This window comes from Streptomyces sp. Y309, assembly GCF_056712025.1.
The window spans coordinates 1646135-1672550 of the sequence record NZ_CM160048.1; the positions used below are offsets into that span (position 1 = coordinate 1646135).

The 26416-nt window shown below is 72.3% G+C and carries 21 protein-coding genes; 6 read left to right on the forward strand and 15 right to left on the reverse strand.

What is annotated here, in order from left to right:
• Positions 1 to 30 precede the first annotated feature (30 nt).
• From AC0KTA_RS05800 to AC0KTA_RS05870, 15 genes are all read right to left on the reverse strand, one after another.
• On the reverse strand, positions 31 to 1101 hold the full coding sequence (locus AC0KTA_RS05800; RefSeq protein WP_481054020.1) for a UbiA family prenyltransferase: 1071 nt from the start codon (positions 1099 to 1101) through the stop codon (positions 31 to 33).
• Positions 1102 to 1162: 61 nt separating this feature from the next.
• On the reverse strand, positions 1163 to 2317 hold the full coding sequence (locus tag AC0KTA_RS05805; RefSeq protein ID WP_481054021.1) for an inositol-3-phosphate synthase: 1155 nt from the start codon (positions 2315 to 2317) through the stop codon (positions 1163 to 1165).
• A gap of 130 nt (positions 2318 to 2447) precedes the next feature.
• Positions 2448 to 3941 carry a ThuA domain-containing protein gene (locus AC0KTA_RS05810; RefSeq protein WP_481054022.1) on the reverse strand — a complete coding sequence of 498 codons (1494 nt, stop codon included), beginning with the start codon at positions 3939 to 3941 and terminating at the stop codon, positions 2448 to 2450.
• 15 nt (positions 3942 to 3956) lie between these two features.
• On the reverse strand, positions 3957 to 6416 hold the full coding sequence (locus AC0KTA_RS05815; RefSeq protein WP_481054023.1) for a PQQ-dependent sugar dehydrogenase: 2460 nt from the start codon (positions 6414 to 6416) through the stop codon (positions 3957 to 3959).
• 330 nt (positions 6417 to 6746) lie between these two features.
• On the reverse strand, positions 6747 to 7751 hold the full coding sequence (locus tag AC0KTA_RS05820) for a sugar phosphate isomerase/epimerase family protein (RefSeq protein ID WP_481054024.1): 1005 nt from the start codon (positions 7749 to 7751) through the stop codon (positions 6747 to 6749).
• Positions 7752 to 7763: 12 nt separating this feature from the next.
• Positions 7764 to 9293, reverse strand: coding sequence for a Gfo/Idh/MocA family protein (locus AC0KTA_RS05825; protein WP_481054025.1), 1530 nt, complete (start codon positions 9291 to 9293; stop codon positions 7764 to 7766).
• A 48-nt stretch (positions 9294 to 9341) separates the two neighbouring features.
• Complete coding sequence (locus AC0KTA_RS05830; protein ID WP_481054026.1) at positions 9342 to 10385, reverse strand: substrate-binding domain-containing protein; 1044 nt, start codon at positions 10383 to 10385, stop codon at positions 9342 to 9344.
• Between the two features lie 12 nt (positions 10386 to 10397).
• Positions 10398 to 11417, reverse strand: a complete 1020-nt coding sequence (locus AC0KTA_RS05835) for an ABC transporter permease (protein ID WP_481054027.1) — start codon at positions 11415 to 11417, stop codon at positions 10398 to 10400.
• On the reverse strand, positions 11414 to 13012 hold the full coding sequence (locus AC0KTA_RS05840) for a sugar ABC transporter ATP-binding protein (RefSeq protein ID WP_481054028.1): 1599 nt from the start codon (positions 13010 to 13012) through the stop codon (positions 11414 to 11416). Before AC0KTA_RS05840 ends, AC0KTA_RS05835 begins: the two co-directional genes overlap by 4 nt.
• 121 nt (positions 13013 to 13133) lie before the next feature.
• Positions 13134 to 14315: an ROK family transcriptional regulator gene (locus AC0KTA_RS05845; RefSeq protein WP_481054029.1), complete on the reverse strand. Its 1182-nt coding sequence runs from the start codon at positions 14313 to 14315 to the stop codon at positions 13134 to 13136.
• A 293-nt stretch (positions 14316 to 14608) separates the two neighbouring features.
• Positions 14609 to 15286 carry a GntR family transcriptional regulator gene (locus AC0KTA_RS05850; protein WP_481054030.1) on the reverse strand — a complete coding sequence of 226 codons (678 nt, stop codon included), beginning with the start codon at positions 15284 to 15286 and terminating at the stop codon, positions 14609 to 14611.
• A 137-nt stretch (positions 15287 to 15423) separates the two neighbouring features.
• Entirely contained in the window at positions 15424 to 16371 is a 948-nt protein-coding gene (locus AC0KTA_RS05855) for a beta-ketoacyl-ACP synthase III (protein WP_481054031.1), read from the reverse strand.
• 135 nt (positions 16372 to 16506) lie between these two features.
• Positions 16507 to 16653 (reverse strand): MFS transporter small subunit, encoded by a 147-nt coding sequence (locus AC0KTA_RS05860; RefSeq protein ID WP_481054032.1) that lies wholly within the window; start codon positions 16651 to 16653, stop codon positions 16507 to 16509.
• Positions 16628 to 18049: an OFA family MFS transporter gene (locus AC0KTA_RS05865; protein WP_481054033.1), complete on the reverse strand. Its 1422-nt coding sequence runs from the start codon at positions 18047 to 18049 to the stop codon at positions 16628 to 16630. Before AC0KTA_RS05865 ends, AC0KTA_RS05860 begins: the two co-directional genes overlap by 26 nt.
• A gap of 169 nt (positions 18050 to 18218) precedes the next feature.
• Positions 18219 to 19130, reverse strand: coding sequence for a LysR family transcriptional regulator (locus AC0KTA_RS05870; RefSeq protein WP_481054034.1), 912 nt, complete (start codon positions 19128 to 19130; stop codon positions 18219 to 18221).
• A gap of 84 nt (positions 19131 to 19214) precedes the next feature.
• Between AC0KTA_RS05870 and AC0KTA_RS05875 the strand changes: the two genes are divergently transcribed.
• The 6 genes from AC0KTA_RS05875 (at position 19215) to AC0KTA_RS05900 (ending at position 26414) form a co-directional block, all read left to right on the forward strand.
• Positions 19215 to 19976 (forward strand): TSUP family transporter, encoded by a 762-nt coding sequence (locus AC0KTA_RS05875; protein ID WP_481054035.1) that lies wholly within the window; start codon positions 19215 to 19217, stop codon positions 19974 to 19976.
• Positions 19977 to 19988: 12 nt separating this feature from the next.
• Positions 19989 to 20468, forward strand: coding sequence for a hypothetical protein (locus AC0KTA_RS05880; RefSeq protein ID WP_481054036.1), 480 nt, complete (start codon positions 19989 to 19991; stop codon positions 20466 to 20468).
• Positions 20469 to 20617: 149 nt separating this feature from the next.
• On the forward strand, positions 20618 to 21598 hold the full coding sequence (locus tag AC0KTA_RS05885; RefSeq protein WP_481054037.1) for a 2-dehydropantoate 2-reductase: 981 nt from the start codon (positions 20618 to 20620) through the stop codon (positions 21596 to 21598).
• Complete coding sequence (locus AC0KTA_RS05890; RefSeq protein WP_481054038.1) at positions 21595 to 23619, forward strand: molybdopterin oxidoreductase family protein; 2025 nt, start codon at positions 21595 to 21597, stop codon at positions 23617 to 23619. The genes AC0KTA_RS05885 and AC0KTA_RS05890 overlap by 4 nt, the downstream gene beginning before the upstream one ends.
• Positions 23620 to 23625: 6 nt before the next feature.
• Positions 23626 to 25557, forward strand: coding sequence for an NADH-ubiquinone oxidoreductase-F iron-sulfur binding region domain-containing protein (locus AC0KTA_RS05895; RefSeq protein ID WP_481054039.1), 1932 nt, complete (start codon positions 23626 to 23628; stop codon positions 25555 to 25557).
• Positions 25554 to 26414 (forward strand): 2Fe-2S iron-sulfur cluster-binding protein, encoded by an 861-nt coding sequence (locus tag AC0KTA_RS05900; protein WP_481054040.1) that lies wholly within the window; start codon positions 25554 to 25556, stop codon positions 26412 to 26414. Before AC0KTA_RS05895 ends, AC0KTA_RS05900 begins: the two co-directional genes overlap by 4 nt.
• Positions 26415 to 26416 lie beyond the last annotated feature (2 nt).

The window sequence follows — 26416 nt, forward strand, 5'->3', positions numbered from 1 at the left end:
CCGCCCCGCTGCCCACGGCTCCGTCGCCGCTCACGTGACGCTCACCTTGCGGGCGAAGCGGCGGGCCGCGGGGGCGAGAGCCGCAGTGAACAGGGCGCTGCCGAGGGCTCCGGCGCGGGCGGAGAGTGCGGCCTGGAGCGGGATCAGGGCGCGGATGCCGCCGCCGACGGCGCGTTGGGTCAGGGGAGGTGAGGGGTTCAGGGCCGCGTGCAGGTAGGGCCGGGCGGCCGTGGTGGCGTAGGCCGTGGCGAGGGCGACGGTGGTGCCCGGCAGGGCGGCGGTGGCTGCGGTCCGCCGGCCTGCCGGGGGTCGGGGGGCGTACGCGACTGCGTGGCCGAGGGCGAGGGTGGTGGCGAGGGCGCCCAGCGGGGCCCCGGTCGAACCGCCCTGGGTCTCGTGGCGGGACACGGTGGTCACGGCGAGGGTGTGGGCGGCGAGGGTGGCCGCCGCGGGCAGGGCGGCGCGGGTGGCTGCCCCTGCGGGCAGAACGGCGCGGGCGGCCCGAGTGGGCAGGGCGGCGCGGGCGGCTGGCCCTGCAGGAAGGACGGCGTGGGCGGCCCGTGGGGGCAGGGCGGCGTGGGCAACCGTCGCTCGGCCCGGGCGGCGGTGCCTCTTGGCCGCAGCCGGGACCGCAGCCGTGGTGGCACCTGTGGTCGCCGCCGTGGCCGCGGCGCCCAGCAGTACGTCTAGGCCTCGCGCCGCCGCCATCGCCACGGGGCCCGCGGGGGTGCGCTTGAGGCCCAGGTCGTACGCCCAGACCGTGCCCGCCAGGGCGGTGGCGGTGGCCAGGGCGGGGCGACCCGCGCGGGCGGCCAGGGCCAGGCCGCCGGCGGTGAGCGCGGCCGCGGCGGTAAGCGCGGCGGTGGGGGTGACGCGGCCCGACGGGAGAGGGCGGTGGGGACGGTCGACGGCGTCCTCGGCGCGGTCGGCCCAGTCGTTGAGGGCCATGCCGGCTTCGTACAGGCAGAGGGAGGAACCGATGGCGAGGAAGGTGCCCCGGCCGGGGCGCAGGCCCGTCGCCGCGGCGCCCGCGAGGGCGTCGCCGGGGACGGTGAACAGGGCGGGCAGACGCAGGAGTTCGACCCAGGCACGGAGGTTCATGAGGCCTCCCCGAGCAGCACCGACACCCGCCGCGTCCCCAGCGGCCTTCCGCCCAGCGCCCTCATGCCGCGTCCCGGAGGCGGGTGGCGAAGGTGAGGAGGGCCATGTGCTGGTCCGGGAGGGCGGAGGAGGCGCCGGGGTCGGGGTCCTTGAAGTAGAAGGCGAGTTCGGGGCGGGGGCCGGAGAGTCCGGCTTCGTGGGCGCGGGCGAGGAGCCGGGCCAGGTCCAGGATCAGGGGTGCGGCGAGCGCCGAGTCGCAGCCCTGCCAGGTGGTCTGGAGGGTCATGCGGGTGCCGAGGAAGCCGTCGAAGGCGATGTGGTCCCAGGCGGTCTTCCAGTCGCCGAGGGAGGGGACGTCGTCGATGTGGACCTCGCCCTCGGGGGCGCTGCCGAGGGTGTCGGCGAGGACGCGTTCCTTGCCCGCGTTCTTGGCGGCGGCCGCGGCGGGGTCGGCGAGGGCGGCGCCGTCGCCGCCGCCGAGGAGGTTGGTGCCGGACCAGGCCCGGACGGCCAGGGCGCGCTGGGCGAACATCGGGCCGAGGACGGACCGGAGCAAGGTCTGGCCGGTCTTGCCGTCCCGGCCGGCGAAGGGCAGGCGGGAGTCGGCGGCGAGGGCGGTGAGGGCCGGGTGGTGCAGGCCGGTTGAGGGGGTGAAGTTGGCGTAGGGGGCGCCGGCGCGCAAAGCGGCGGCGGCGTAGAGGGAGCTCGGGGGCAGTCGTTCGCCGTCGCCGGGGACCGGTTCGGTGGAGGCGACGTTGATGACGACCACGCGGGCGAGACGGCGGCGGTGCGCGAAGGCGCGGATCTCGGCGGCGAAGGCGGAGACGAGTTCGTCGTCGGTGCGGGAGTCGCCGGGGAGCGGGCCGCCGGTGCGGATCTCGGCGTCGGCGGCGGCCAGTTCGGCGCGCACGGCCGCGGGCAGGCCGTGCGGCAGGACGCCCCCGGCGGCGAGGTGTTCGGCGCGTTTGGGCAGCGGGCACTCCACGGTGTCGTGCCCGCCGAAGACGAGAGAGGACAACGCCGGCAGTCCGCTGCCGGAGAAGGGAGGTGTTTCGGTGACCAGGCCGGTGGGCGGGTGCAGTCCCGCCGACATCGCCGCGCAGCCGGCGACGGCTGTCGTCGCGACGGAGCCGCGCGCCCCGATCAGCCACACCCCGGTCGGGCCGGCGGCGGAAGCGGTCGGGCCCGCGGTAGCAGAAGTGGACTCGGTGGACACGGCTGCCTCCTGTCGTCACGCACGTACGGTGGTCACCCGCGCCTCGCGGCGCGGGGCCCCGCTCCGCGTCTCGCGGTGCGGGGCGGGCAAGACGGTGGGCGGAGGTCCGGCGTCCTCCGCCCACCGCCGTCTATCGGCCGCCCGCCTCCTTGCCGGCCTCGGCAGGTTCCTCGGCCGTCGCAGGTTCCTCGGCCTCGGCGGACTCCTTGGCCTCGGCGGATTCCTCGGCCGTGGCGGACCCCTTGGCCTTGGTCGCGGGCAGCTCCTTCACGCGGATGTCGCGGAAGGTGACCTGGTCGTCGGCACCGTGGTTCTGGATGCCGATGTGGCCGTCCCGCAGACTCCGCGCCGGATCGATGTTGGTGAAGTCGTTGATCTTCACGCCGTTGAGCCAGATCTGCAGGTGCTCGCCCCCGACGCGGAGTTCGTAGGTGTTCCACTCCCCCGGCGGGTTCAGGGCCCGGTCGCGGGCGGCGAGGTCCGCGGACTTGAAGCCGTAGACCGAGCCGGTGGTCCTCTCCGGGACGTCGGTGGCGTCGATCTGGATCTCGTAGCCGTTGTTGACGGCCCCCCAGGGGTCGTCGGAGGGCGGGAAGCCCAGGAAGATCCCGGAGTTGTCGTCCTTGTCGGTGCCGGTCATCTTCCAGTCGAGCTTGAGGGAGTACGAGCCGAACTGCTTCGGCGCGTACCAGAGCAGGCCCATGCCGCCGACGGAGGTGATGGTGCCGTCGTCCTTCAGCGCGAAGGAGCCGGGTCCGGCCTGCTTCCACTTGGCGAGGGAGTCCGCGGTGCCGTCGAAGAGCGGGACGTAGCCCCGCTCGGGACGGCAGTCCGCCCGGGCGGCGCCGATGGCGTAGCGGATGCCTCCCAACAGGTGCTGCCGGAACGCGGGTTCGGCGAAGGACTCCTTGGTGTGGCCGCCGCCGGTGTAGAAGGAGCGGCCGGGCGTTCCGTCGATGGACCCCTGGCACCAGGCGATGGGATGGTCCCCGCCCATCGAGCCTCCGCTGTACGAGGACTCGTCGAGCGAGGCGAGGACGCGGGCGCGCTCGCGCGGGTTGGAGCGGTAGTTGTACCACTCGTCCGTGCGCTCCCACACCGGCCCGAGGTGGGCGGTGGCGGGGTGGGCGTGGTCCTCGACGTCGACCTTGGCGCCCTGGATCGCGGGGTGCGACTGGAAGTAGGCGCCCGCGAGGCCCCCGTAGAAGGGCCAGTCGTACTCGGTGTCGGCGGCGGCGTGGATGCCGACGTAGCCGCCGCCCGCGCGGACGTAGCTCTCGAAGGCCGACTGCTGCTTGCCGTTGAGCACGTCGCCGGTCGTCGACAGCCAGACGACGGCGTCGTAGCGGGCGAGGTTCTTCACGGTGAAGGCGCCGGCGTTCTCCGTCGCGTCGACGGTGAAGCCGCCTGCGGCGCCCAGGTCCTTGATGGCGGCGATGCCGTCGGGGATGGAGTCGTGGCGGAATCCGGCGGTCTTGGAGAAGACCAGGACGCGTTCGCCCGCCTTCTTGTCCTTGCCGCCGGGGCTCTCGGCGTCCGGTTTGGACGCGGCCGGGCCCGAGACGCAGCCGATGAGCAGGGCGGCGGCCGCCGTGGCGGTGATCAGCCGTGCTGGTGCGCGCATGGGGTGCCCCCTTTCTCAGCTCGTGGTGAGGGTGAAGTCGTCGACGTCGTAGAGCGCGCCCGTGCCCGCGCCCTTGAAGACGAGGAACAGCGTCGTCGTCCCGGCGGGGGCTCCGGCGAGATTGGTGCTGACGTCGGTGTAGGTCTCCCAGGAACCGGTGGGGTCGACCTTCGCGGTGCCGAGGAGCGTTCCGTCGGCCGAGCCGCTGCGCACCTCGAGGGTGCCGCCGGAGCCGGCGGACGCGACGCGCGCGGTCAGCTTCGTGGCGTTGCTCAGGATGTACGGCTTGAAGGAGATCCAGTCGCCGTTGTGGATGTCGCCGACGGTCTTTCCGCCGTGCGCCGGCGTGTGGTTGACGATCGACACGCCCTGGGAGTCGCCGTAGTGCTCGCCCTGGCGGTGCCTGGTCTGGGTGACGTTCTGGTCGTGGGTGGTCAGGGCGGGCTGGCCGTTCGCGCCCTTGTCGGTGTATTCGGCGTCGAAGACCCCGAAGATGTTCGCGTTCGGGTCGTGCTCGCTGTCCGCGGACGTCTGCAGGGTGCCTTCGCAGCCGTTGGCGGAGGTGACGGGGTGGCCGTGGCTGTCGTGGCCGAGGATGTGGGTGACCTTGACCTTGGAGCAGTCGATGGGCCCGTCCTCCGGATCACTCACGGTCACCTTGAAGGGCACCTTGTCGCCGAAGGTGAAGAGCTGCCCGTCGCCGGGGAGTTCGAGCTTCACGGTGGGCGCCGTGTTGCCGACGGTGACGTGCGCGCTCGCGGTGCCACTGCGGCCGGAGGGGTCCTTGGCGGTGACGGTCGCGGTGTAGACGCCGTTCTTCTCGTACGTGTGCGAGGGGTTCTGCTCGGTGGAGGTGTTGCCGTCGCCGAAGTCCCAGGTGTACGTCAGCGCGTCGCCGTCGGCATCCGTCGCCTCGGCCGTGAACTGGGTCTTCAGCGGGGCCTGGCCGCTGGTCACGGACGCCTCGGCCTCGACGACCGGCGAGTGGCCGCCGGTGGCGTTCTCGATGCGGTAGAGGGCGGAGTTCTCGTCGCCGTTGAAGTAGCCGGTGCCGTAGTCGAGGACGTACAGCGCGCCGTCGGGGCCGAACTCCATGTCCATGACCTGGGTGCCCTTCCAGGGGAAGGCGTTGATGGACTTCACGGCGCCGTCCGTGCCCTGGTCGATGCGCTTGATCCAGCGGCGCCCGAACTCGCCCGCGAAGTAGTTCCCGTCGTACGCCTGGGGAAACTTGACCGGCGAGTTCAGCTTCGCGTCGTAACGGTAGACCGGGCCGCCCATCGGCGATTCCGAGCCGGTGCCGAACTCCGGGACCGATCCGCCGTCGTAGGGGATCCAGGCGGGCTGCGCCGGGGGCAGATCGGTGCGGCCGGTGTTGAGCGGCGAGGTGTTCTTCGGCGCGGCGCAGTCGAACTTGGCGCCGGAGGCGCCGGAGGCGAAGTCGTAGTCGACGTACGCGTCGTTCTTGCCGGTGCAGTACGGCCAGCCGTGGTTGCCGGGCTTGGTGACGCGGGCGAACTCGACCTGGCCCGCCGGGCCGCGCTGCGGGTTGGCCGCGCCCGCGTCCGGGCCGTAGTCGCCGACGTACACGATGCCGGTGGGCTTGTCGACGCTCATCCGGAAGGGGTTGCGGAAGCCCATCGCGTAGATCTCGGGCCGGGTCTTCTTGGTGCCCTTGGCGAAGAGGTTGTCCTTGGGTATGGAGTACGAGCCGTCCTTGCGCACCTTGATGCGCAGGATCTTGCCGCGCAGGTCGTTGGTGTTGGCGGCGGTGCGCTGGGCGTCGTAGGCCGGGTTGCGGGTGGGCCGCTCGTCGATGGGGGTGTAGCCGTCGGAGGCGAAGGGGTTGGAGTCGTCGCCCGTCGACAGGTAGAGGTTGCCGACCTTGTCGAAGTCGATGTCACCGCCGACGTGACAGCAGAGGCCGCGGTTGGCGGGGACGTCCAGGACCTTCTTCTCGCTGTTGGTGTCCAGGGTGCCGTCGGCCTTCAGGACGAAGCGGGACAGCCGGTTCACGCCGTCGAACTTCTTGAAGTCGGCCGCGGTGCCGTCGCTCGGGGCGTCGCCCGCGGGGGTGCTCAGGGGCGGCGCGTAGTAGAGGTAGACGGCCCGGTTCTTCTTGAAGCCCGGGTCGACGCCGACGCCCTGGAGGCCTTCCTCGTCGTGGCTGTAGACGGGGATCTTCCCGGCGACCTTCGTCGCACCGGCGGCGCTCGTCAGGCGGACCGTGCCGTCGCGGGAGGTGTGCAGGACCGAGCGGTCCGGGAGCACGGCGAGGGTCATGGGCTCGCCCATCTCCGGCTCGCCCTTGGCGAGCGTGACCTGCTGGAAGTCCTCGGCCTTCGGCTGCGCGGGCGGCTGCGGCTCCGGCTGGGCGCCCGCCTGAGGGGCGGCGAAGGTGAGGGTGGCGGCGGTGAGGAGGGTGCCGGTGAGCAGGGCGAGGGCTCTGCGGTTGTGTGGGCGGGGTCTGTGCACGAGGTCCTCCGGTCGGGGGCCGTTCACTGTGCGGCTGCTGGCGGGGGCGCCTTCCGCAGCTCTGGGCGCCCGGGGTGCGCCGTCACCCCGGGAGGGGGGCTATGTCCTGTACACATCAGGGACGGTAGCCACGTTTGTCCTTGGCGGAAAGCCTTTGCGCAGCACCTAAGTTGGACTTTCTCTTCGGGCTGGACAAACTTGCGTCTGTGCATGCCGCGCGTCGGCAGGGCGACTTCGGTGGGCGTGTCACGACTGGTGGCCGGCACCGGGGGGCTGTGCCCACCCGTCCCGCCCTGCGGGACGATTGCCCACAGCGGTGCCCGTCAGGAGCTACTTGTCGCCGCCGAACGCCGCGTCGAACGATGCCGTCGGGGGTTCGAAGTCGTAGGCCTTCAGGTGGCGCAGGGCTTCCGGGGCGCCCTGGAGGCGGTCCATGCCTGCGTCCTCCCATTCCACCGAGACGGGGCCCTCGTAGCCGATCGAGCGCAGCATCCGGAACACGTCCTCCCAGGGGACGTCCCCGTGGCCCGCGGAGACGAAGTCCCAGCCGCGGCGCGGGTCGCCCCACGGCAGGTGGGAGCCGAGCCGGCCGTTGCGGCCGTCGAGGCGGCGCCGGGCCTCCTTGCAGTCGACGTGGTAGATCCGGTCCCGGAAGTCGTAGAGGAAGCCGACCGGGTCGAGGTCCTGCCACACAAAATGGGAGGGGTCGAAGTTCAGGCCGAAGGCGGGCCGGTGGCCGACCGCTTCCAGGGCCTTGTGCGTCGTCCAGTAGTCGTACGCGATCTCCGAGGGGTGGACCTCGTGGGCGAAGCGGACGCCCTCCGCGTCGAAGACGTCCAGGATCGGGTTCCAGCGCGTCGCGAAGTCCTCGTAGCCGCGCTCGATCATCGACTCGGGCGCGGGCGGGAACATCGCCACCAGGTGCCAGATGGCCGACCCGGTGAAGCCGACGACCGTGTCCACGCCGAACTTCGCCGCGGCGCGCGCGGTGTCCGCCATCTCGGCCGCGGCCCGCTGCCGTACGCCCTCGGCGTCGCCGTCGCCCCAGATGCGCCCCGGCAGGATCGCTTGATGGCGCTCGTCGATGATCGCGTCGCAGACCGCCTGGCCGACCAGGTGGTTGGAGATGGCCCAGCACTTCAGGCCGTGCTTGTCGAGCAGCGCGTGCCGTCCGTCGACGTACGAGGGATCGGACAGGGCCTTGTCGACCTCGAAGTGGTCGCCCCAGCAGGCGAGTTCGAGACCGTCATAGCCGAAGTCGCGGGCCAGGGTGCAGACCTCTTCGAGGGGCAGGTCCGCCCACTGGCCGGTGAAGAGTGTGTACGAGCGGGGCATCGGCGAGCCTCCTCAGGAGATGTGGGCGCCGGTTTCGGCGTGGGCGTCGACGCGGGCGTGCGCATGGGCGGCGACGAGGGTGTACACCGCGTTCTTCGCCGCGCTCTCCTCCACGGCCGTGAGCACCCGCTGCACCGAGAGCCCGTCCGCGAAGGACGGCTCGGGCGCGGTGCCGGTGGCGATGGCGTGGAGCAGGTCGCGGGCCTGGTGCACGAAGGTGTGCTCGTAGCCGAGTCCGTGGCCGGGCGGCCACCAGGCCTCCAGGTAGGGGTGGCCGGGTTCGGTGACGAGGATGCGGCGGAAGCCGGAGGAATCGGCGGGCTCGGTGTGGTCGTGGAAGGAGAGTTCGTTGAGGCGCTCCAGGTCGAAGGCCAGCGAGCCGTCCGAACCGTTGAGTTCGAGCCGCAGCGCGTTCTTGCGGCCGGCCGCGAAGCGGGTCGCCTCGAAGGTGGCGAGCGCCCCGGACGGGAAGCGCGCGGTGAAGACGGCGGCGTCGTCGACCGTGACCCGGCCGCTTCCGGCCCGCACCCCCGCACCGCCGACGCCGACGCCGTCCGGCTGCCCGCCGTCGGCGCCACCCGAAGGCGCACCCTCGGCACCGTCCGACCGCACACCCCCGACACCGTCCGACCGCACACCCTCAGCCCCGCTGGACCGCGCACCGTCACCGCCACCCGGCTGCCCGCCGTCGGCTCCCGCCTGCCCGGCGGCGCCCGCGCCCGCCCCCGCCCCTGTTCCCGCTACCGCTCCCGCTCCCGCTCCCGCCGCCGTGATCCCAGTGGACGTGCCCTCCAGGAGCGGCCGTTCGCGTACGAATGTCTCCGTCAGGGCGGAGACGCCCGCGACGGTCTCGCCCGTGAGGTATTGCGCGAGGTCCACGATGTGCGCGCCGAGGTCGCCGAGCGCGCCCGAGCCCGCGCGGTCCTTGCGCAGCCGCCAGGTCAGCGGGAAGGCGGGGTCGACCAGCCAGTCCTGGAGGTAGGTGAGGCGGACGTGCCGCAGCGTGCCGAGCCGTCCCTCGGCGACCATCCGGCGGGCGAGGGCGAGCGCGGGCACCCGGCGGTAGTTGAAGCCGACCATCGCCACCTGGCCGCGCGCGGCGGCCCGTTCGGCGGCGGCTGCCATGGCCTCGGCCTCCTCGACGGTGTTGGCCAGAGGCTTCTCGCACAGCACGTGCTTGCCCGCGTCGAGCGCGGCGATCGCGATCTCCGCGTGGCTGTCGCCGGGCGTGCAGATGTCGACGAGATCGACGTCGTCACGGGCGATGAGGGCGCGCCAGTCGGTCTCGGTGGCGGCCCAGCCGAGCCGGTCGGCGGCGGCGCGCACGGCCGCGCCGTCACGCCCGCAGACCGCCGCGAGCCGCGCCTCGACCGGCAGGTCGAAGACGCGTCCCACGGTCCGCCAGCCCTGGGAGTGGGCGGCGCCCATGAAGGCGTACCCGACCATCCCCACGCCGAGTCGGCGCCGCCCGGCCTCGGGGCCGTCCGTCGGCCCGGCCCCGGCCCCAGCCCCGGACGCGGCCTCGTGCTCCGTCTCACTCATGCGGTAACTCCTCCTGGTCGACGCCTGCTTCGCGGGTCAGTGGGCACCTCACTTGAAGCCGGTGGACATGTACTGGTCGACGTTCTCCTTGTCGACGACGGCCGAGTAGAGCGTGAGGGAGGCCGGGATCTCGAACTCGGCCATGCCGCTGATGCCCTTGCCCTGGCCGAGCGCCCGCGCCAGGTCGATCGCGGAGGCCGCCATCGTCGGCGGGTACAGGACGGTGGCCTTCAGCACGCCCCGGTCCTGCTTGATCTCCTGGAAGGCGGAGAGCGCGCCCGCGCCGCCGACCATCAGGAAGTCGTCCCGGCCGGCCTGCTTGATGGCGCGCAGGGCTCCGACGCCCTGGTCGTCGTCGTGGTTCCACAGGGCGTCGAAGTTCTTCTGCGCCTGCAGGAGCTGCGACATCTTGGACTGCCCGGACTCGACGGTGAATTCGGCGGCCTGCCGGGCGACCTTCTCGATGTTCGAGTAGTTCTTCAGCGCGTCGTCGAAGCCCTTCGTGCGCTGCTTGGTCAGCTCCAGGTTGTCGAGCCCGGCGAGCTCGATGACCTTTGCGTTCTTCTTGCCCTTCAGCTTCTCGCCGATGTAGTGGCCCGCGTTCAGGCCCATGCCGTAGTTGTCGCCGCCGATCCAGCAGCGGTAGGCCTGCGCGGAGGCGAAGATCCGGTCGAGGTTGACGACGGGGATGCCGGCCTTCATGGCCTTGAGGCCGACCTGGGTGAGGGCCTTGCCGTCGGCGGGCAGGATGACGAGGACGTCGACCTTCTTGTTGATGAGCGTCTCGACCTGGCCGATCTGCGCGGCGGTGTCGTTGGAGCCCTCGGTCGCCTCCAGCGTGACGTCCTTGTACCTCTTCGCCCGCTCCTTGGCGTTGTCGTTGATGGCGTTCAGCCACCCGTGGTCGGCCTGCGGTCCGGCGAAGCCGATGGTGACCTGCTTGCCGGGCTTGTCGTCGGAGACGGCCTGCTTGTTGTCCTCGGACGAGTCGTCGTCCTTGGACTGGTTGCTGGTGCAGCCGGTCAGCACGGCACCCGCGGACACGGCGGCCGCCCCGAAGAGCAGACCTCTGCGGCTCGTGATCTCTGGCATGACATGAACCCCTTAGGTGGTAGCCGTACGCCGCTGGACCAGGACCGCGGCCACGATGATCGCGCCCTTGGCGATCTGCTGGACGGCGGTCTCCAGGTTGTTGAGCGCGAAGATGTTGGTGATCGTGGTGAAGATCAGGACGCCGAGCACGGAGCCGGTGATGGTGCCGCGTCCGCCGCTGAGCAGGGTGCCGCCGATGATCGCGGCGGCGATGGCGTCGAGTTCGTACAAGTTGCCGTTGGTGTTCTGGCCGGACCCGGACAGGATGATCAGCAGGAAGGCGGCGATGCCGCAGCACAGCCCCGAGAGCAGGTACAGATAGAGCCGCTGTCTGCGTACGTCGATGCCGGCCAGGCGCGCGGCCTCCGCGTTGCCGCCGACGGCGACCGAGCGGCGCCCGAAGGTGGTGCGGTTGAGCAGCAGCCAGCCGACAACCGTGACGGCGGCGAAGACCATCACCAGCGGCGGGATGCCGAGCACGTAGGAGTCGCGCTCGCCGAGCTTCAGGACGCCGTCGACGGTGACCATCTGCGTCTTGCCGTCGGTGATCTCAAGCGCCAGTCCACGCCCGGAGGCGAGCATGGCGAGCGTGGCGATGAACGGCACCATGCCGCCGTACGCGATCAGCAGCCCATTGACCAGGCCGCACCCGAGACCGACGACGACGGCCGTGAAGAGGATGCCGGCGAAGCCGTAGTCCTGGGTGGCGACCGTCGTGGCCCACACCGACGCCAGCGCCACGATCGCGCCGACCGACAGGTCGATGCCGCCGGAGATGATGACGAAGGTCATGCCGACGGTGACGACGCCGATGACGGACGCCTGGGTGAGGATCAGCTGCAGGTTGTCGGTGTCGAGGAACGCGTCGGGCTCGGTGACACCGCCGATCACGATGAGGGCGGCGAGGACGCCGAGCAGCGACAGCGTCCGCACGTCGACGCGGGCGGCGAGGGACCGCCACGGGCTCTTGTCGCCGTCCGCCGGCGGGCTCTTCTCGGTGACGGGCCGGGCGGGCGATGCGGGCTGCGTCATGACGCCGGGCTTCCTTCCGTGGTGGCGGGGCTGTGGGGGCCCTCCGTGTGGGTGGGGCCGTGCTGGCCGGAGGCCAGGACGAGGTCGAGTACGCGGTGTTCGTCGAGGTCGCCCGCGGGCGCCGTGTGCACGACGCGGCCTTCGCGCAGGACGAGGACGCGGTCGGCGAGGCCGAGCACCTCGGGCACTTCGCTGGAGACGAGGAGCACGGCGAGGCCCTCGTCGGCGAGCCGCCGGATGACGGTGTACAGCTCGGCGCGGGCGCCGACGTCGACGCCGCGGGTCGGCTCGTCGAGCAGCAGGACGCGACAGCCCCGCAGCAGCCAGCGGGCGAGGACGGCCTTCTGCTGGTTGCCGCCGGAGAGGGTGCGCACGGGTACGGAGGGGTTGTCGGGCCGCAGCGACAGCTCCCGGGTGGCCTCGCGGGCGGCCCGCAGTTCCCTGGCCCGGTCCAGCCACCCCCCGTACGAGAAGCGGGACATGGAGGACACCGACACATTGCGGGTGACGGACTCCAGCATCAGCAGGGCCTGCGCCTTGCGCTCCTCGGGCGCGAGACCGAGACCGGCGCGCACGGCCGCGCGGACGCTGCCGGGCCGCAACACCCGCCCGTCGACGCGGACTTGTCCGGCCGTCGGCTTGCGGGCGCCGAAGATGGTCTCCAGGATCTCCGACCGCCCGGAGCCGACGAGCCCGGCGAGGCCGACGATTTCACCGGGCCGCAGTTCGAGGTCGAGCGGAGCGAACTCTCCGTCCCTGGCGAGGCCTTGGACGGTGAGGACGGGCTCGGGCCGCGCAGTCGCCCCGCCCTCCGCCGACTCCGGCCGCTCCGCCCTCTCCGGAAAGACGTACTCCACGTTCCGCCCGGTCATCAGCGCGATGACCTCGCGCGTCGGGGTCTCCTTGGCGGGCAGCCCGACGGCGACGGCGCGCCCGTCCTTGAGGACGGTGACGCGGTCGCCGATGCGCCGGATCTCCTCCAGGCGGTGCGAGATGTAGACGACGGCGACGCCCTCGGCCGTCAGGTCGCCGACGATCCGGAAGAGGTTGTCGACCTCGTCCGGGTCGAGCGCGGCCGACGGCTCGTCCATGACGATCAGGCGCACCTCGTGGGAGAGCGCGCGGGCCATCGACACGATCTGCTGCTGGGCCGCGGACAGATCCCCCACGAGCCGTGCCGGATCGATCTCGCCGTGCCCAAGCCGCTTCAGCAGGGCGGCAGTTGCGTCCCGTGCGTCGCGTCCGCGCACCACGAACCCGGCGGATGTCGGCTCGTGCCCGAGGTAGACGTTCTCGGCGACGGACAGGCCCTCCACCAGGTCGAGTTCCTGGTAGATGGTGGCGATGCCGAGGCGCATGGCGGCGATCGGGGAGCGCAGCGTGACCTCGTCGCCGCGCCAGACGATCGTGCCGTCGTCGGGCTGGTGGGCGCCCGCGAGGACCTTGATGAGGGTGGACTTGCCGGCGCCGTTCTGGCCGAGCAGACAGTGCACCTCACCGGCCTGGACGTGCAGGTCGACGCCGTCGAGCGCGCGGACGCCCGGGAACGACTTGGTGATGCCGGACATGGTGAGCAGGGGTGGTTCTGGTGCCATGACGGTTCCCTCGGGGGGTGCGGCCGGTTTCAGGGCAGAGCAGGACGATCTTGTAAAGGGCATGACAATGTTGATCAAGGCGCTGCGGGACGCCGGTTGCGCGTACGGGTGTCCGGGCCGGCTAGGCCGGTGAGAACAGGTGGTCGCTGATGAGGCGGGCGCCGCCGATGACGCCGGCGGTGGGGCCCAGCTCACCGAGGACGATGGGGAGGTTGCCGGTCGCGAGGGGCAGCGACTGGCGGTAGACCTGGGTGCGGATCGCGGCGAGCAGCGTGTGGCCGAGGCCGGTGACGCCGCCGCCGATCACCACGAGGCCCGGGTTGAAGAAGCTGACGAGGCCCGCGATGACCTGGCCGGTGCGGTTGCCGCCGGCGCGGATCAGGTCGATCGCGGTGGGGTCGCCGGCGGCGGCCGCCGCGGCGACGTCGACGGCGGAGAGCCGGCCGGAGTCCTCGAAGCGCGTGCAGAGCTCCGGCGAACGCCCCTGATGGGCGGCCTCCTCGGCGTCGCGGGCGAGCGCGGCGCCGCTGAAGTAGGCCTCCAGGCAGCCCTTGTTGCCGCACGCGCACGGGCGGCCATCCGGTTCGACCTGGATGTGGCCTATGTCGCCCGCACTGCCCGTCGTACCGCGGTAGACCTCACCGGCGACCACGATGCCGCAGCCGATGCCGGTGCCGATCTTGACGCAGAGGAAGTCGCCCACGGACCGCGCGACGCCCGCGTGCTGCTCCCCCATCGCCATCAGGTTCACGTCGTTGTCCACCATGACCGGGCAGCCGAGGTCCTGGCTGAGGGCCTCCCGCACGGGGAAGCCGTCCCAGCCGGGCATGATCGGCGGCGCGACCGGGACGCCCTCGGGGAAGCGGACGGGGCCCGGTACGCCGATGCCGGCGCCGTCGAACCCCTCCGCGAGCCCCGATGCGCGCAACTTGGCCGCCATGGCGAGGACTTGCTCGAAGACGGCGACGGGGCCTTCGCGCACGTCCATGGGCTGGTTGATGTGGCCGAGCACCTCCAGCTCGGCGTTGGTGACGGCGACGTCGACCGAGGTCGCGCCGATGTCCACGCCGAGGAAGCGGAGGGCCGGGGCCAGGCGGATGTTGTGGGAGCGGCGGCCGCCGCGCGACGCGGCGAGGCCGTCGGCGACCACCAGTCCGGTTTCCAGGAGGCGGTCCACCTCCACGGCCAGCTTGGACCGGGAGAGGTCGACCTGGTCGCCCAGTTGGGCGCGGGAGTTGGGCCCTCCGTCGCGCAGCAGTCGCAAGAGGCGCGCCTGGTGCGCGTTGGCGGGTCGAGCCGTCATACGTCTCACGCGCCCCTCCCCGCCGGTTCGGCCGAATCCCGTGTGTCCTGTTGGGCTTTCGAGGGGAACGTAGCAGCGCGTGCCGGGGCTGGGAAGAAGTTGAGCGCGAATTGGCTCCGACTTTCTCCCGTCACAGGACAAAGGTGGGGGTGGCTCCGCCGGGGGTGGGTGTCCCGTGCGGGTGGGACGGTCCTCCGCCGATCGCCGCTTCGCGGCTCGTCCTCAAACGCCGGACGGGCTGAAAGGGTGGGCGGGTGGGGAGCGGGGGTCCGGGGGCGGAGCCCCCGGCAGGGTCAACCCGCCTCGCGTTCGTGGTACGTCTTGCGCGTGTGTTCCGTGTGCGCACGCATGACCTCCGTCGCGCGCGTCTCGTCGCGGGCGGCGATCGCGGCGATGAGCCGGCGGTGCTCGATCCAGGACTGGATGCCCCGCTGCCGCGCCACCGGCGTGTAGTACCAGCGGACCCGGCGGTCGACCTGCCCGGCCAGCTCGGCGAGGACGACGTTCCCGGCGAGTTCCATCACCTTGGCGTGGAACGCGGCGTTGGTGGCGACCACGAGGTCGACGTCGCCGTCCGCGACGGCCGACTCGCCCTTGGCGCACAGCTCTTCGAGGGCGGCGATCCCGGCCGACCCGGCGTTGGCGGCGGCGAGCCGTGCGGCCTCGGCCTCCAGGAGGGTGCGGACGGTGAGCAGTTGGTCCGCCTCCTCCTCCGTGGGCTCGTGCACGAACGCGCCCTGCGCGGGGCGCAGGTCCACCCAGCCCTCGGTGTTGAGCCGCTGCAGCGCCTCGCGCACGGGTTGTCTGGACACGCCCAGGTGCCCGGCGAGTTCGCTTTCGACGAGGTGCTGGCCGGGGCGCAGCGCGCGCGTGGTGATGAGTTCGAGCAGCGCCTCGTAGACCCGCTCGCGCAGCGGCCCCGGCCGCTCCAGTTTGGGCACCGTCCCCTGCGGCAGTCCTGCGGACAACATCCCGGCCCCCTCCTGGACGACGTCAAGCCAGATGAATTGGCTTTTGTCTACAGTTTACCGAGCACAAGGGCCAGTACCAGAGGGAGTTGAACGCGTCACGCCCAGGGAACGCGCCTCCCACAGGAAACGCGTCACGCTCAAGGGCAGCGCACGACCTGCCCCGCGTACGACAGGTTCCCCCCGAAGCCGAACAGCAGCACCGGGTCGCCCTTCGTCACCTCGCCCCGCTCCACCAGCTTCGACAAGGCGAGCGGCACGGACGCGGCCGACGTGTTGCCGGAGTCCACGACGTCACGGGCGACGACGGCGTTCACCGCGCCGATCCGCTCGGCCAGCGGCTCGACGATGCGCAGGTTGGCCTGATGGAGGACGACGGCGGCGAGGTCGGCGGGGGTGAGCCCGGCCCGTTCGCAGGTCGCGCGGGCCAGCGGCGGCAGCTGCGTGGTCGCCCAGCGGTAGACGCTCTGCCCCTCCTGCGCGAACCGCGGCGGCGACCCCTCGATGCGTACCGCGTGCCCCATCTCCGGCACCGAGCCCCACAGCACGGGACCGATCCCGGTCTCCTCGCCCTCCGCGCACGCCTCGACGACCGCCGCGCCCGCACCGTCGCCGACGAGCACGCAGGTGGTGCGGTCGGTCCAGTCGGTGACGTCGGACATCTTGTCGGCGCCGATGACCAGGGCCCGGCTCGCCGCCCCGGCCCGTACGGCGTGGTCGGCGGTGGCGAGCGCGTGTGTGAAGCCCGCGCAGACGACGTTGACGTCCATCGCGGCGGGCGAGCCGAGGCCGAGGCGGGCGGCGACGCGGGCGGCCATGTTCGGCGAGCGGTCTATGGCCGTGGACGTGGCGACGACGACCAGGTCGACGGAGGACGGCGCGCGGCCCGCGGAGGCGAGGGCCTTGGCGGCGGCGTGCGCGGCGAGCTCGTCGACCGGCTCGCCGGGGCCCGCGAGGTGGCGGGTGCGGATGCCGACCCGGGAGCGGATCCACTCGTCGCTGGTGTCGACCATGCCCGCCAAGTCCTCGTTGGTGAGCACCTTGGCGGGCTGGTAGTGGCCGACGGCGGCGATGCGTGTGCCGGGCATGGGCGGATCCCCTCGTGGTGCAAAAGGTGGTGCGGAAAGTGCGGGACCGTCCAGTCTGCTCAGCGACTCACGGGTAGCGGGTGAGGTAATGCGACAGGATTGGGGCGCCTGCTTTGGATGCTTCGCCACATCGTGTCACCCGGTGAAGAGCTGTTTGGCCTTGTGTACGAGCTCGTAGAGACCGTACGCCAGGGGCAGGCCCACCCAGAGCCAGGCCCCGACGATCAGTGGTCGGCGACGCGGCGGCGGGCCCGGTTCACTTGGCCGCGGGCTCGGCGTCATCGGTGCCTGCGGGGTCATCGGTGCCTGCGGGGTCATCGGTGCCTGCGGGGTCTGCGGAGTCGGCGGGGTCTGCGGAGTCGGCTGCTTCGTCATCGGAGGGCTCCTTCGGGGCGGAGACGTGGTGGCGGGCATGAACGGGACGTACCAGCTCATTGGCGACGAACCCGACGACGAGCAGGCCGATCATGATGGTCAGGGACACTCCGTAGAGCCCGGGACCGTGCTTGCCCGCCTCCTCCTGGCGGTCGGCCACCCAGTTCACGATCAGCGGCCCGAGGACCCCGGCGAGCGACCACGCGGTGAGCAGCCGGCCGTGGATCGCGCCGACCTGGTACGTACCGAAGAGGTCCTTGAGATACGCCGGGATCGTTGCGAAACCGCCGCCGTAGAAGGAGAGGATGACCAGCGCGCAGACGACGAACAGCGGCTTCGACTCGTCGCCGAAGCGGGCGATCAGCAGATACATCAGCGCGCCCGCGCCCAGGTAGAGGCGGTACACGTTCTTGCGGCCGACCAGGTCGGACGCCGACGACCAGCCGATGCGCCCGGCCATGTTCGCGGCCGAGAGCAGCGCGACGAAGCCCGCGGCGGCGGACGCCGAGACGGGTGTGGAGGTGTCCGCGAAGAAGTCGGTGATCATCGGCGCGGCCTTCTCCAGGATGCCGATGCCCGCGGTCACGTTCATGCAGAGGACCACCCACAGGCACCAGAACTGTGGCGTACGCACGGCTTGACGGGCCGAGACCTGCGGGCCGTCCAGCGGCGCCGGGGCGCCGGGGACCACCGCCCCCTCCGTCCTCGGCACCCGCACGAGCATCACGCCGAGCGCCATGAAGGCCGCGTACGAGAGTCCGTGTACGAGGAAGGCGAGCGCGATGCCGGAGGAGTCGTCGCCGAACGTCTCCAGCATCTGCGCCGACCACGGCGAGGCGATCAGCGCGCCGCCGCCGAAGCCCATGATGGCGATGCCGGTGGCCATGCCGGGGCGGTCGGGGAACCATTTGATCAGGGTCGACACCGGTGAGATGTAGCCGATGCCGAGTCCGATGCCGCCGACGAAGCCGTAGCCGAGGACGATCAGCCAGTACTGGCGGGTCGCGGCGCCAAGGGCGGCGAGCAGGAAGCCGGAGGAGAAGCAGACGAGCGCGACGGACATCGCCCAGCGCGGTCCGTTGCGCTCCACGAGCGTGCCGCCGAACGCGGCGGACAGGCCGAGCATGACGATGCCGAGCTGGAACGGCAGCGCGCTCTGCGTGCCGCTGAGGTCGAGGGCGGATTCGAGGGGCGGTTTGAAGACGCTCCAGGCGTAGGCCTGGCCGATGGAGAGGTGCACCGACAGGGCGGCGGGCGGGACGAGCCAGCGGCTCCAGCCGGGTGGCGCTACGGGGGGCCTCATGATCCCGAACGGTAGGAATCCGGAGGGCTGTTGGGAAGGGGGTGGGCAGGGATTGGTCGACGGTATGCAGTGTTCGATGGGTCAGTATGCAATGCCCGGTGAGCCGCACGGGCAAGGCTCGGTGGGCAAGGTTCGGTGAGCTGGATCGCGGCCCGCGGCGGCGGCCGCGCTACCCGCCCGCCGAGGCCCCGTCGGCCAGCGCCGCCTGCCGCAGATGTTCCGCCAGCGCCACCGCGGCCGCCGACGCGGGCCCGTCCTTGACCCCCCAGGCCAGCAGGTGGTGGCGGCGTGCCCAGGGTTCCCGCAGCGCGCACACGTCGAGCGGCCGGCCCGGGTCGACGGCGCGGCGCGGGACGACGGCGAGCCCGACACCGGCGGCGGCGAGCTCGACGAGGACGTTGAGGTCGGCCACGGTGGTGCGGTGCCGCACGACCGGCGCGTGCGGCCCGAGGTGCCGCTCGATCCAGCGGCGCAGTGACGACCCGGCGTCGAGGCCGACGAGGGGATGCTCGGCGACCTCGCTGTACGTCACGGCGGTCCGCCCGGCGAGCACCCCGTCGGCCTGGCCGATCACCACGAGGGAGTCGTCCCCGAGGGGTTCCATGACGAGACCGCAGTCGCGGGCCTCGTCGTCGACGACGACCCCCAGGTCTGCCTCGCCGTCGGCGAGCATCCGCACGGTGCGCGGGGTGCGCTTCTCCGACACGGTGACGTCGACGTCGGGGTGGGCCCGCAGGAAGGTGACGAGGGCCTGCGGCACGAGGCGGTAGCGCGCGGAGCCGCCGCACAGCAGGGTCAGCGGGGCGACCGGGGACCGCGCATAGCCGGCGACGGCGCTGTCGAGCCGCGCCGCCCGGTCGAGCACCTCGCGTGCGTGCCGGGCCAGGGTCGCCCCCGCCGGGGTGGGCCGCACTCCCCGCCGGCCGCGGATCAGCAGGGCCACACCGGCGTGGTGCTCCAGCGCGCGCACCCGGGCGCTGGCCGACGGCAGGCTCAGGTGCACGCGACGGGCGCCCGCCGTGATGGACCCCTCCGCCACGATGCCGAGAAAGAGCCGCAGATCGTCCAGGTCGTAGCGCACCCGCGCGAGCCTATGGCACAGCCTTAGGCTGGGTACGCGGATCGCGCATTGTGGGCGGGCCCGGCGCGGGCCGATGCTCGGCAGATGTCGGAGACGCTGTGGGTGCTGCTCGCCGGGATAGTCGCCGGCGGCCTGAACGCCGTGGGCGGCGGAGGCACGTTCGTGGCACTGGCCGCCCTGGTCGCGGCCGGCGTGCCCCCGGTGACGGCGAACGCCGCGACGACCATCGCCCTGGTGCCCGGCTCCGTGGTCGGCGCATGGGTCTACCGGCGCGAACTCGCCCCGGTCGGCGGGGTGTCCATGCGGGCGCTGACGGGGGTCAGTGTGGTCGGCGGCGGTCTCGGCGCCGGCCTGCTGCTGGTGCTGCCCGCGGCGTCGTTCGACGCCGCGGTGCCGTGGCTGCTCGCCTTCGCGACGGTGCTCCTCGCGGTGGGCCGCCGGGTCGCGGCGGCGGTCGGCGCCGCGCTGGACCGCCCGGTCGGCATGGGGCCCCGGGCCGTCCTCGCCGCGCAGTTCGTCCTCGCCGTGTACGGCGGATACTTCGGCGGAGCCGTAGGCATCATGATGCTGGCCCTGTGGGGCGTCGGCCTCGGGCTCGACGCCGCGGCCGGCAATCCGATGCGGATCGTCCAGGTCGGGGCGGTCTATCTCAGCGCGTCCGCGCTGTTCCTCGTCGCCTCGGACGCCCTGGACACCCCGCTGCTCCTGGGGGCGCTGCTCGTGGGTGCGGTGGCCGGGGGATTCGGCGGCGCGCGGCTCGCCCGCCGGCTCCCGTCCCGGCTGCTGCGCGGCATCGTCCTGACCACTGCCACGACCATGACCGTCCTCTATTTCGTGCGCGGCTGAGAGGTGACCGGCATGTCCGAAGACCGCAGGCGAGCCGCACCCCCGTACGACGACGGCACGGGAGCCACGCCCCCGTACACCGAAGCGGCCCGAGCCCGCCTCGCCCTGGCCTACGAGGCGTACGAACTGGCCGAGCTCGCGCGCGCCTGCGTCCCGGTCGCGGCGCACGAGCTGCGCCCCGACGGCACCGTCGCCTCCCCCGGCGCCGCGCTGGCCGACGCGGCCCAAGTCCTCGACGCCGCACAGCGGTTCTTCGAAGCGACAGTGGCGTACGAGCGCCTCGGCGGCGCGGCAGACCCGGCTCTCGTCGCCGACGTACTCAACACCCCAGCCACAGCACGGCAGTCGAGCTGGTGGCGAGCCCACCTCACCGACCATCCCCTGGAAGCCGCACTCGACCTCGACGACTGGGTCCTGCGCCACCACGACGGCGAGGCCGACCTCGGCACCGCGCCGGTCTCCGGCGGGCTCACCCCGAACAACGCCCGCTGACAGGTCTCGCACGAACCCTTGCTGGCCCAACTTCCATACTGTAGACAATATTCCATCTACCGCGTGTGGCTTCTCGGCCACTCGCGACCAGCGCAGCCTGAGAGCGCTGCCGGTCCGTCGGAACCCTCAACCGAACGGAGCGCCCCATCGTGAAAGTCGCAGTCCTGGGCGCCGGTGCCATCGGCGCCTATGTCGGAGCCGCGCTGCACCGCGCGGGCGCCGACGTCCATCTGGTCGCCCGCGGGCCGCACTTGGCGGCCATGCGGCAGCACGGCGTACGCGTCCTCAGCCCGCGCGGCGACTTCACCGCACGTGCCCACGCCACCGCCGACCCGGCCGACATCGGCCCCGTCGACTTCGTCTTCCTCGGCCTGAAGGCCACTTCGTACGCGGCGTGCGGGCCGCTGATCGAGCCGCTCCTCAAGGACGGCACAGCAGTGGTGGCCGCCCAGAACGGCATTCCCTGGTGGTACTTCCACCGGCACGGCGGCCCGCACGACGGGCACCGCCTGGAGAGCGTGGACCCCGGCGGGTCGGTCAGCGCGGTGCTCGCGCCGCACCGGGCGGTCGGCTGTGTGGTGTACGCGGCGACCGAGCTCGCCGAACCCGGCGTCGTACGCCACCTCGAAGGCACCCGCTTCTCCGTCGGCGAGCCGGACCGCACCCGTTCGGCGCGCTGTCTTGCCTTCAGCGAGGCGATGCGCGCGGGTGGCCTGAAATGCCCGGTGGAGCCGGACGTGCGCGGCGACATCTGGATCAAGCTGCTCGGCAACATCTCCTTCAACCCGATCAGCGCGCTCGTGCGCGCGACAATGCGCGAGATGTGCCTGCACGGCGGCACCCGCCGCGTCATCGAGATCATGATGGCCGAGACGCTCGCCGTCGCCGCGGCCCTCGGCTGCAAGCCGGACATCTCCATCGAGCGGCGGCTCGCGGGCGCCGAGCGCGTCGGCGACCACCGCACCTCCACGCTCCAGGACCTGGAGCGCGGCAAGCCGCTCGAACTCGACGTGCTGCTCGCCGCCGTCGTGGAACTGGCGGAGATCACCGGCGTGCCCGTGCCCACCCTGCGCACCGTGCACGCCCTCTCGGACCTGCTCGCCCACGGCATGAGGAGCGCCGTAGCGTGACCAAGCGAGACCAGAGCCGGAACACGCCAGACCAGACCCGAAGCAAGCCGGACGGCGTCCGCCGCGACCCGGCCCGCACCCGGGGCAACCGCAAGGGCGGCCCCCGCACCCCCAAGTCGTACACCCGCCTCACCCACCCCCTCGTCCGCGACAGCCGTGACGGGCCGCTGCGCGCGGCCAGTTGGGACGAGGCCCTGGCCCGCGCCGCCGACGGCTTCCGGCGCACCCGCGCCGCGCACGGCCCGGACGCCTTCGCGATGCTCTCCTGCGCCCGCGCCACCAACGAGATGAACTACGTGGCGCAGAAGTTCACGCGGGTGGTGATGGGCACCAACAACGTCGACTCCTGCAACCGCACCTGCCACGCGCCGAGCGTCGCGGGTCTCTCGGCCGCCTTCGGCTCCGGCGGCGGCACCTCCTCCTACGAGGAGGTCGAGCACACGGACCTCATCGTGATGTGGGGCTCCAACGCCCGCTTCGCGCACCCGATCTTCTTCCAGCACGTCCTGAAGGGCATCCGCAACGGCGCGCGGATGTACGCCGTCGACCCGCGCCGCACCTCGACGGCCGAGTGGGCGGAGAGCTGGCTCGGCCTGAACGTGGGCACGGACATCGCCCTCGCGCACGCCGTCGCCCGCGAGATCATCCACACGGGCCTGCACAACACGGCGTTCGTCGAACGGGCCACGTCCGGCTTCGAGGAGTACGCCGCGCTGGTCGAGCCCTGGACCCTCACCCTCGCCGAGAAGGTGACGGGCGTGCCCGCGGCCGCGATCCGCGATCTGGCGCACGCGTACGCCACCGCCGAACGCGCCCAGTTGTGCTGGACACTCGGCATCACCGAGCACCACAACGGCACCGACAACGTCCGCGCCCTCATCAACCTGGCGCTGCTGACCGGGCACGTGGGCCGCTACGGCGCCGGCGTGCAGCCGCTGCGCGGGCAGAACAACGTGCAGGGCGGCGGCGACATGGGTGCCATCCCCAACCGGCTCCCCGGCTTCCAGGACATCCTCGACGACGGCCACCGGACCAAGTTCGAGCGCGCCTGGGACACCGTCATCCCGCCGCGGTACGGCATGACGCTCACGGACATGTTCGAGGCGATGGAGAGCGGCGGGCTGCGGGCCGTGTACTGCATCGGCGAGAACCCCGCCCAGTCGGAGGCCGACAGCGAGCAGGCCGTGCGGCGCCTGGCCGCGCTCGACCACCTGGTGGTCCAGGACATCTTCCTGACGCGCACGGCCGAGCTGGCCGACGTGGTGCTGCCCGCCACGGCTGCCTGGGCGGAGACCGACGGGACCACCACCAACAGTGAGCGGCGGGTGCAGCGGGTGCGGGCGGCCCTCACGCCGCCCGGCGAGGCGCGCGAGGACATCGACATCATCTGCGAGATCGCCGCGCGGCTCGGCCACGACTGGAAGTTCGCCGACGCGGAGACCGTCTGGAACGAGCTGCGCGCCCTGTCGCCGGACCACTTCGGCATGACGTACGACCGCCTGGAGACGCACCACGGCCTCCAGTGGCCCTGCCCCGACCTGGAGCGGCTTCCCTCCAGCTTCCTGCACGGCCGCCTCTGGGAGACCGATCCGGCACTGCGCGGCCGGCGCGCCCCCTTCGGGCTCGTCAAGGACGATCCGCCGGTGGACCTCACCGACGAGTCGTTCCCGCTGCGGCTGACGACGGGGCGGCGCCTGGACTCGTACAACACCGGGGTGCAGAGCGGGAGTTTCGCCTCTCCGCTGCGGCGCGGCGAGTACGTCGAGCTGTGTCCCGAGGACGCGGAGCGGTACGGGGTCGTGGTGGGCGAGGAGGTGCGGGTGTCCTCGCGGCGCGGCGCCGTGGTCGCGCCGGTGTGGGTCGATCCCGGACTGCGGCCCGGGCTCGCCTTCATGACCATGCACTTTCCCGACGAGGTGGACACCAACCAGCTGACGATCGAGGCGAATTGCCCGATCGCCGGGACGGCCGAGTTCAAGGCGTCCGCCATCCGCATCGAGAAGCTGACTGTGGGGAGTTGACGGTACGTGGACCTGCGCTTCGGCGACAGCAAACCGACCGACGAGGAACGCGACGCCGTGGACGCGTTCCTCGGGCCGCCGGAGTCGGCGTGGGAGGGCGCCGACGACCGCTCAGACGCGGATCTTCGGTGGGCGCGGGGTGGGCGGGGTGCCCGGGAGCGGCGGGATCTGCTGCTTCCCGGGTTGCACGCGCTCAACGACCGCGTGGGGTGGATCAGCGAGGGCGGGCTCGACTATCTGTGCCGGCGGCTCACCGTGCCGCCCGCGGAGGCGTACGGGGTCGCCACGTTCTACTCCATGTTCTCGATGACGCCTCGGGCGCGGACCGTGGTACGGGTGTGTACGGATCTTGCGTGTGCGGTGCGGGGTGCTGAGGCGCCGACCGGCTCCGCCGAGGGGGTGGACGTGGAGGCCAGCCCCTGCCTGGGGCTGTGCGAGCGGGCGCCTGCGGTGTTGGTGACGCGGGCGGGTGGCCCTGGCGGGGCGCTCCCCAATCCCGCCCCTTCCCGAAACCGGGGGCTCCGCCCCCGGACCCCCGCTCCTCAAACGCCGGAAGGGCTGGATTCTTGCGGCACGTTGTCAGCCCGTCCGGCGTTTGAGGACGAGGCCGTTCAGGCCGATCGGGGGTCCAGGGGGCGGAGCCCCCTGGTTACGGGAAGGGGCGGGGTTGGGGAGATCTCCGAACCCCCGCCCGCCCGCGCCGTCCCCCAGTTCGGGGCCCCCGGCCTGATCCTGCTGCGCCGCATAGGCGTCGTGGACCCCAGCTCGCTGGACGACTACCGCGCGCACGACGGCTACGCGGCCCTCCGCCGCGCCTTCGCCCTCGGCCCCGCCGAAGTCATCCGCGAGGTCACCGACGCGGGACTGGTCGGGCGGGGCGGCGCCGCGTTCCCGACGGGACGCAAGTGGCAGGCGACGGCGTCCCAGCCGGACCACCCGCACTACCTGGTGTGCAACGCGGACGAGTCGGAGCCGGGCACGTTCAAGGACCGCGTGCTGATGGAGGGCGATCCGTACGCGCTGATCGAGTCGATGACGATCGCGGCGTACGCGGTGGGCGCCCGGCACGGCTACCTCTACCTCCGCGGCGAGTACCCGCGCGCCCTGCGCACCCTGGAGCACGCCATCGGACAGGCCCGCGCCCGCGGCCTGCTGGGCGAGAACATCCTCGGCCAGGGGTTCTCCTTCGAGATCGAGATCCGCCGCGGCGCGGGCGCCTACATCTGCGGCGAGGAGACCGCGCTGTTCAACTCGATCGAGGGCTACCGGGGCGAGCCGCGCTCCAAGCCGCCGTTCCCCGTGGAGAAGGGCCTGTTCGGCAAGCCCACGGCCGAGAACAACGTCGAGACGCTCGTGAACGTGCTGCCCATCCTCACCATGGGCGCGGCGGCGTACGCGGCGATCGGCACGCCCAAGTCCACCGGCCCCAAGCTGTTCTGCGTCTCGGGGGCCGTGGACCGGCCCGGGCTCTACGAACTGCCCTTCGGCGCCACCCTCGGCGATCTCCTCGCCCTCGCGGGCACGCCGGACAACCTGCGCGCGATTCTGCTCGGCGGCGCCGCGGGCGGCTTCGTGCGGCCGGACGAGCTGGACATCCCGCTCACGTTCGAGGGCACGCGGGAGGCGGGGACGACGCTCGGCTCGGGGGTCGTGCTCGCCGTCGACGACTCCGTGCCGCTCCCCCGGCTCCTGCTGCGCGTCGCCGAGTTCTTCCGCGACGAGTCGTGCGGCCAGTGCGTGCCCTGCCGGGTCGGCACGGTCCGGCAGGAGGAGGCCCTGCACCGCATCGCCGACCGCACGGGCGCGGCCGCCGCCGACGACATCGCGCTCCTGCGCGACATCGGGCAGGCCATGCGGGACGCCTCCATCTGCGGCCTGGGCCAGACCGCGTGGAACGCCGTGGAATCCGCCATCGACCGTCTGGGGGCGTACGAATGACCGCCATCCCGCTCCAACCGCCGTGCCGCCTCGTCGAGTTCACGCTCGACGGCGAGCCCGTGCGCGTGCCCGAGGGCGGCACCGTCCTCGACGCCTGCCGCGCCACGGGCAAGGACGTGCCGACGCTCTGCGAGGGCGACACACTGAGGCCGAAGAACGCCTGCCGGGTGTGCGTCGTCGAGGTCGAGGGCGCCCGCACCCTCGCCCCCGCCTGCTCGCGGCGCGCCGAGCCCGGCATGGCGGTGCGCACGGACACCGAGCGCACCCGGCACAGCCGCCGCCTCGTCCTCGAACTCCTCGCGTCCTCCGTCGACTTGTCGACCACACCCCGCGTCACCGAGTGGCTCAAGGAGTACGAGGCCAAGCCGGACCGCTTCGGCCCGGACGCGGCACGCCTCAACGAGGAGCCCAAGGTCGACAACGATCTGTATGTGCGCGACTACGACAAGTGCATCCTCTGCTACAAGTGCGTGGACGCCTGCGGCGAGCAGTGGCAGAACTCCTTCGCGATCTCCGTGGTGGGCCGCGGCTTCGACGCCCGGATCGCCGTCGAGCACGACGCGCCGCTGACCGACTCGGCCTGCGTGTACTGCGGCAACTGCGTGGAGGTCTGCCCGACGGGCGCCCTCAGCTTCAAGAGCGAGTTCGACATGCGCGCCGCCGGGACCTGGGACGAGGCCGCCCAGACGCGCACGACCACCGTCTGCGCGTACTGCGGAGTCGGCTGCAACCTGACCCTGCACGTGCAGGACAATGAGATCGTGAAGGTCACCTCGCCGCACGACAGCCCGGTGACCCACGGCAACCTCTGCATCAAGGGCCGCTTCGGCTACCAGCACGTACAGAACCGGGACTGATC

Bases quoted from the DNA above. Each gene is read 5' to 3' on its own strand.
- AC0KTA_RS05800 (WP_481054020.1), bottom strand. From the start codon at position 1,101: ATGAACCTCCGTGCCTGGGTCGAACTCCTGCGTCTGCCCGCCCTGTTC.
- AC0KTA_RS05810 (WP_481054022.1), bottom strand. From the start codon at position 3,941: ATGCGCGCACCAGCACGGCTGATCACCGCCACGGCGGCCGCCGCCCTG.
- AC0KTA_RS05820 (WP_481054024.1), bottom strand. From the start codon at position 7,751: ATGCCCCGCTCGTACACACTCTTCACCGGCCAGTGGGCGGACCTGCCC.
- AC0KTA_RS05825 (WP_481054025.1), bottom strand. From the start codon at position 9,293: ATGAGTGAGACGGAGCACGAGGCCGCGTCCGGGGCTGGGGCCGGGGCC.
- AC0KTA_RS05830 (WP_481054026.1), bottom strand. From the start codon at position 10,385: ATGCCAGAGATCACGAGCCGCAGAGGTCTGCTCTTCGGGGCGGCCGCC.
- AC0KTA_RS05835 (WP_481054027.1), bottom strand. From the start codon at position 11,417: ATGACGCAGCCCGCATCGCCCGCCCGGCCCGTCACCGAGAAGAGCCCG.
- AC0KTA_RS05840 (WP_481054028.1), bottom strand. From the start codon at position 13,012: ATGGCACCAGAACCACCCCTGCTCACCATGTCCGGCATCACCAAGTCG.
- AC0KTA_RS05845 (WP_481054029.1), bottom strand. From the start codon at position 14,315: ATGACGGCTCGACCCGCCAACGCGCACCAGGCGCGCCTCTTGCGACTG.
- AC0KTA_RS05850 (WP_481054030.1), bottom strand. From the start codon at position 15,286: ATGTTGTCCGCAGGACTGCCGCAGGGGACGGTGCCCAAACTGGAGCGG.
- AC0KTA_RS05855 (WP_481054031.1), bottom strand. From the start codon at position 16,371: ATGCCCGGCACACGCATCGCCGCCGTCGGCCACTACCAGCCCGCCAAG.
- AC0KTA_RS05860 (WP_481054032.1), bottom strand. From the start codon at position 16,653: ATGACGCCGAGCCCGCGGCCAAGTGAACCGGGCCCGCCGCCGCGTCGC.
- AC0KTA_RS05865 (WP_481054033.1), bottom strand. From the start codon at position 18,049: ATGAGGCCCCCCGTAGCGCCACCCGGCTGGAGCCGCTGGCTCGTCCCG.
- AC0KTA_RS05875 (WP_481054035.1), top strand. From the start codon at position 19,215: ATGTCGGAGACGCTGTGGGTGCTGCTCGCCGGGATAGTCGCCGGCGGC.
- AC0KTA_RS05880 (WP_481054036.1), top strand. From the start codon at position 19,989: ATGTCCGAAGACCGCAGGCGAGCCGCACCCCCGTACGACGACGGCACG.
- AC0KTA_RS05900 (WP_481054040.1), top strand. From the start codon at position 25,554: ATGACCGCCATCCCGCTCCAACCGCCGTGCCGCCTCGTCGAGTTCACG.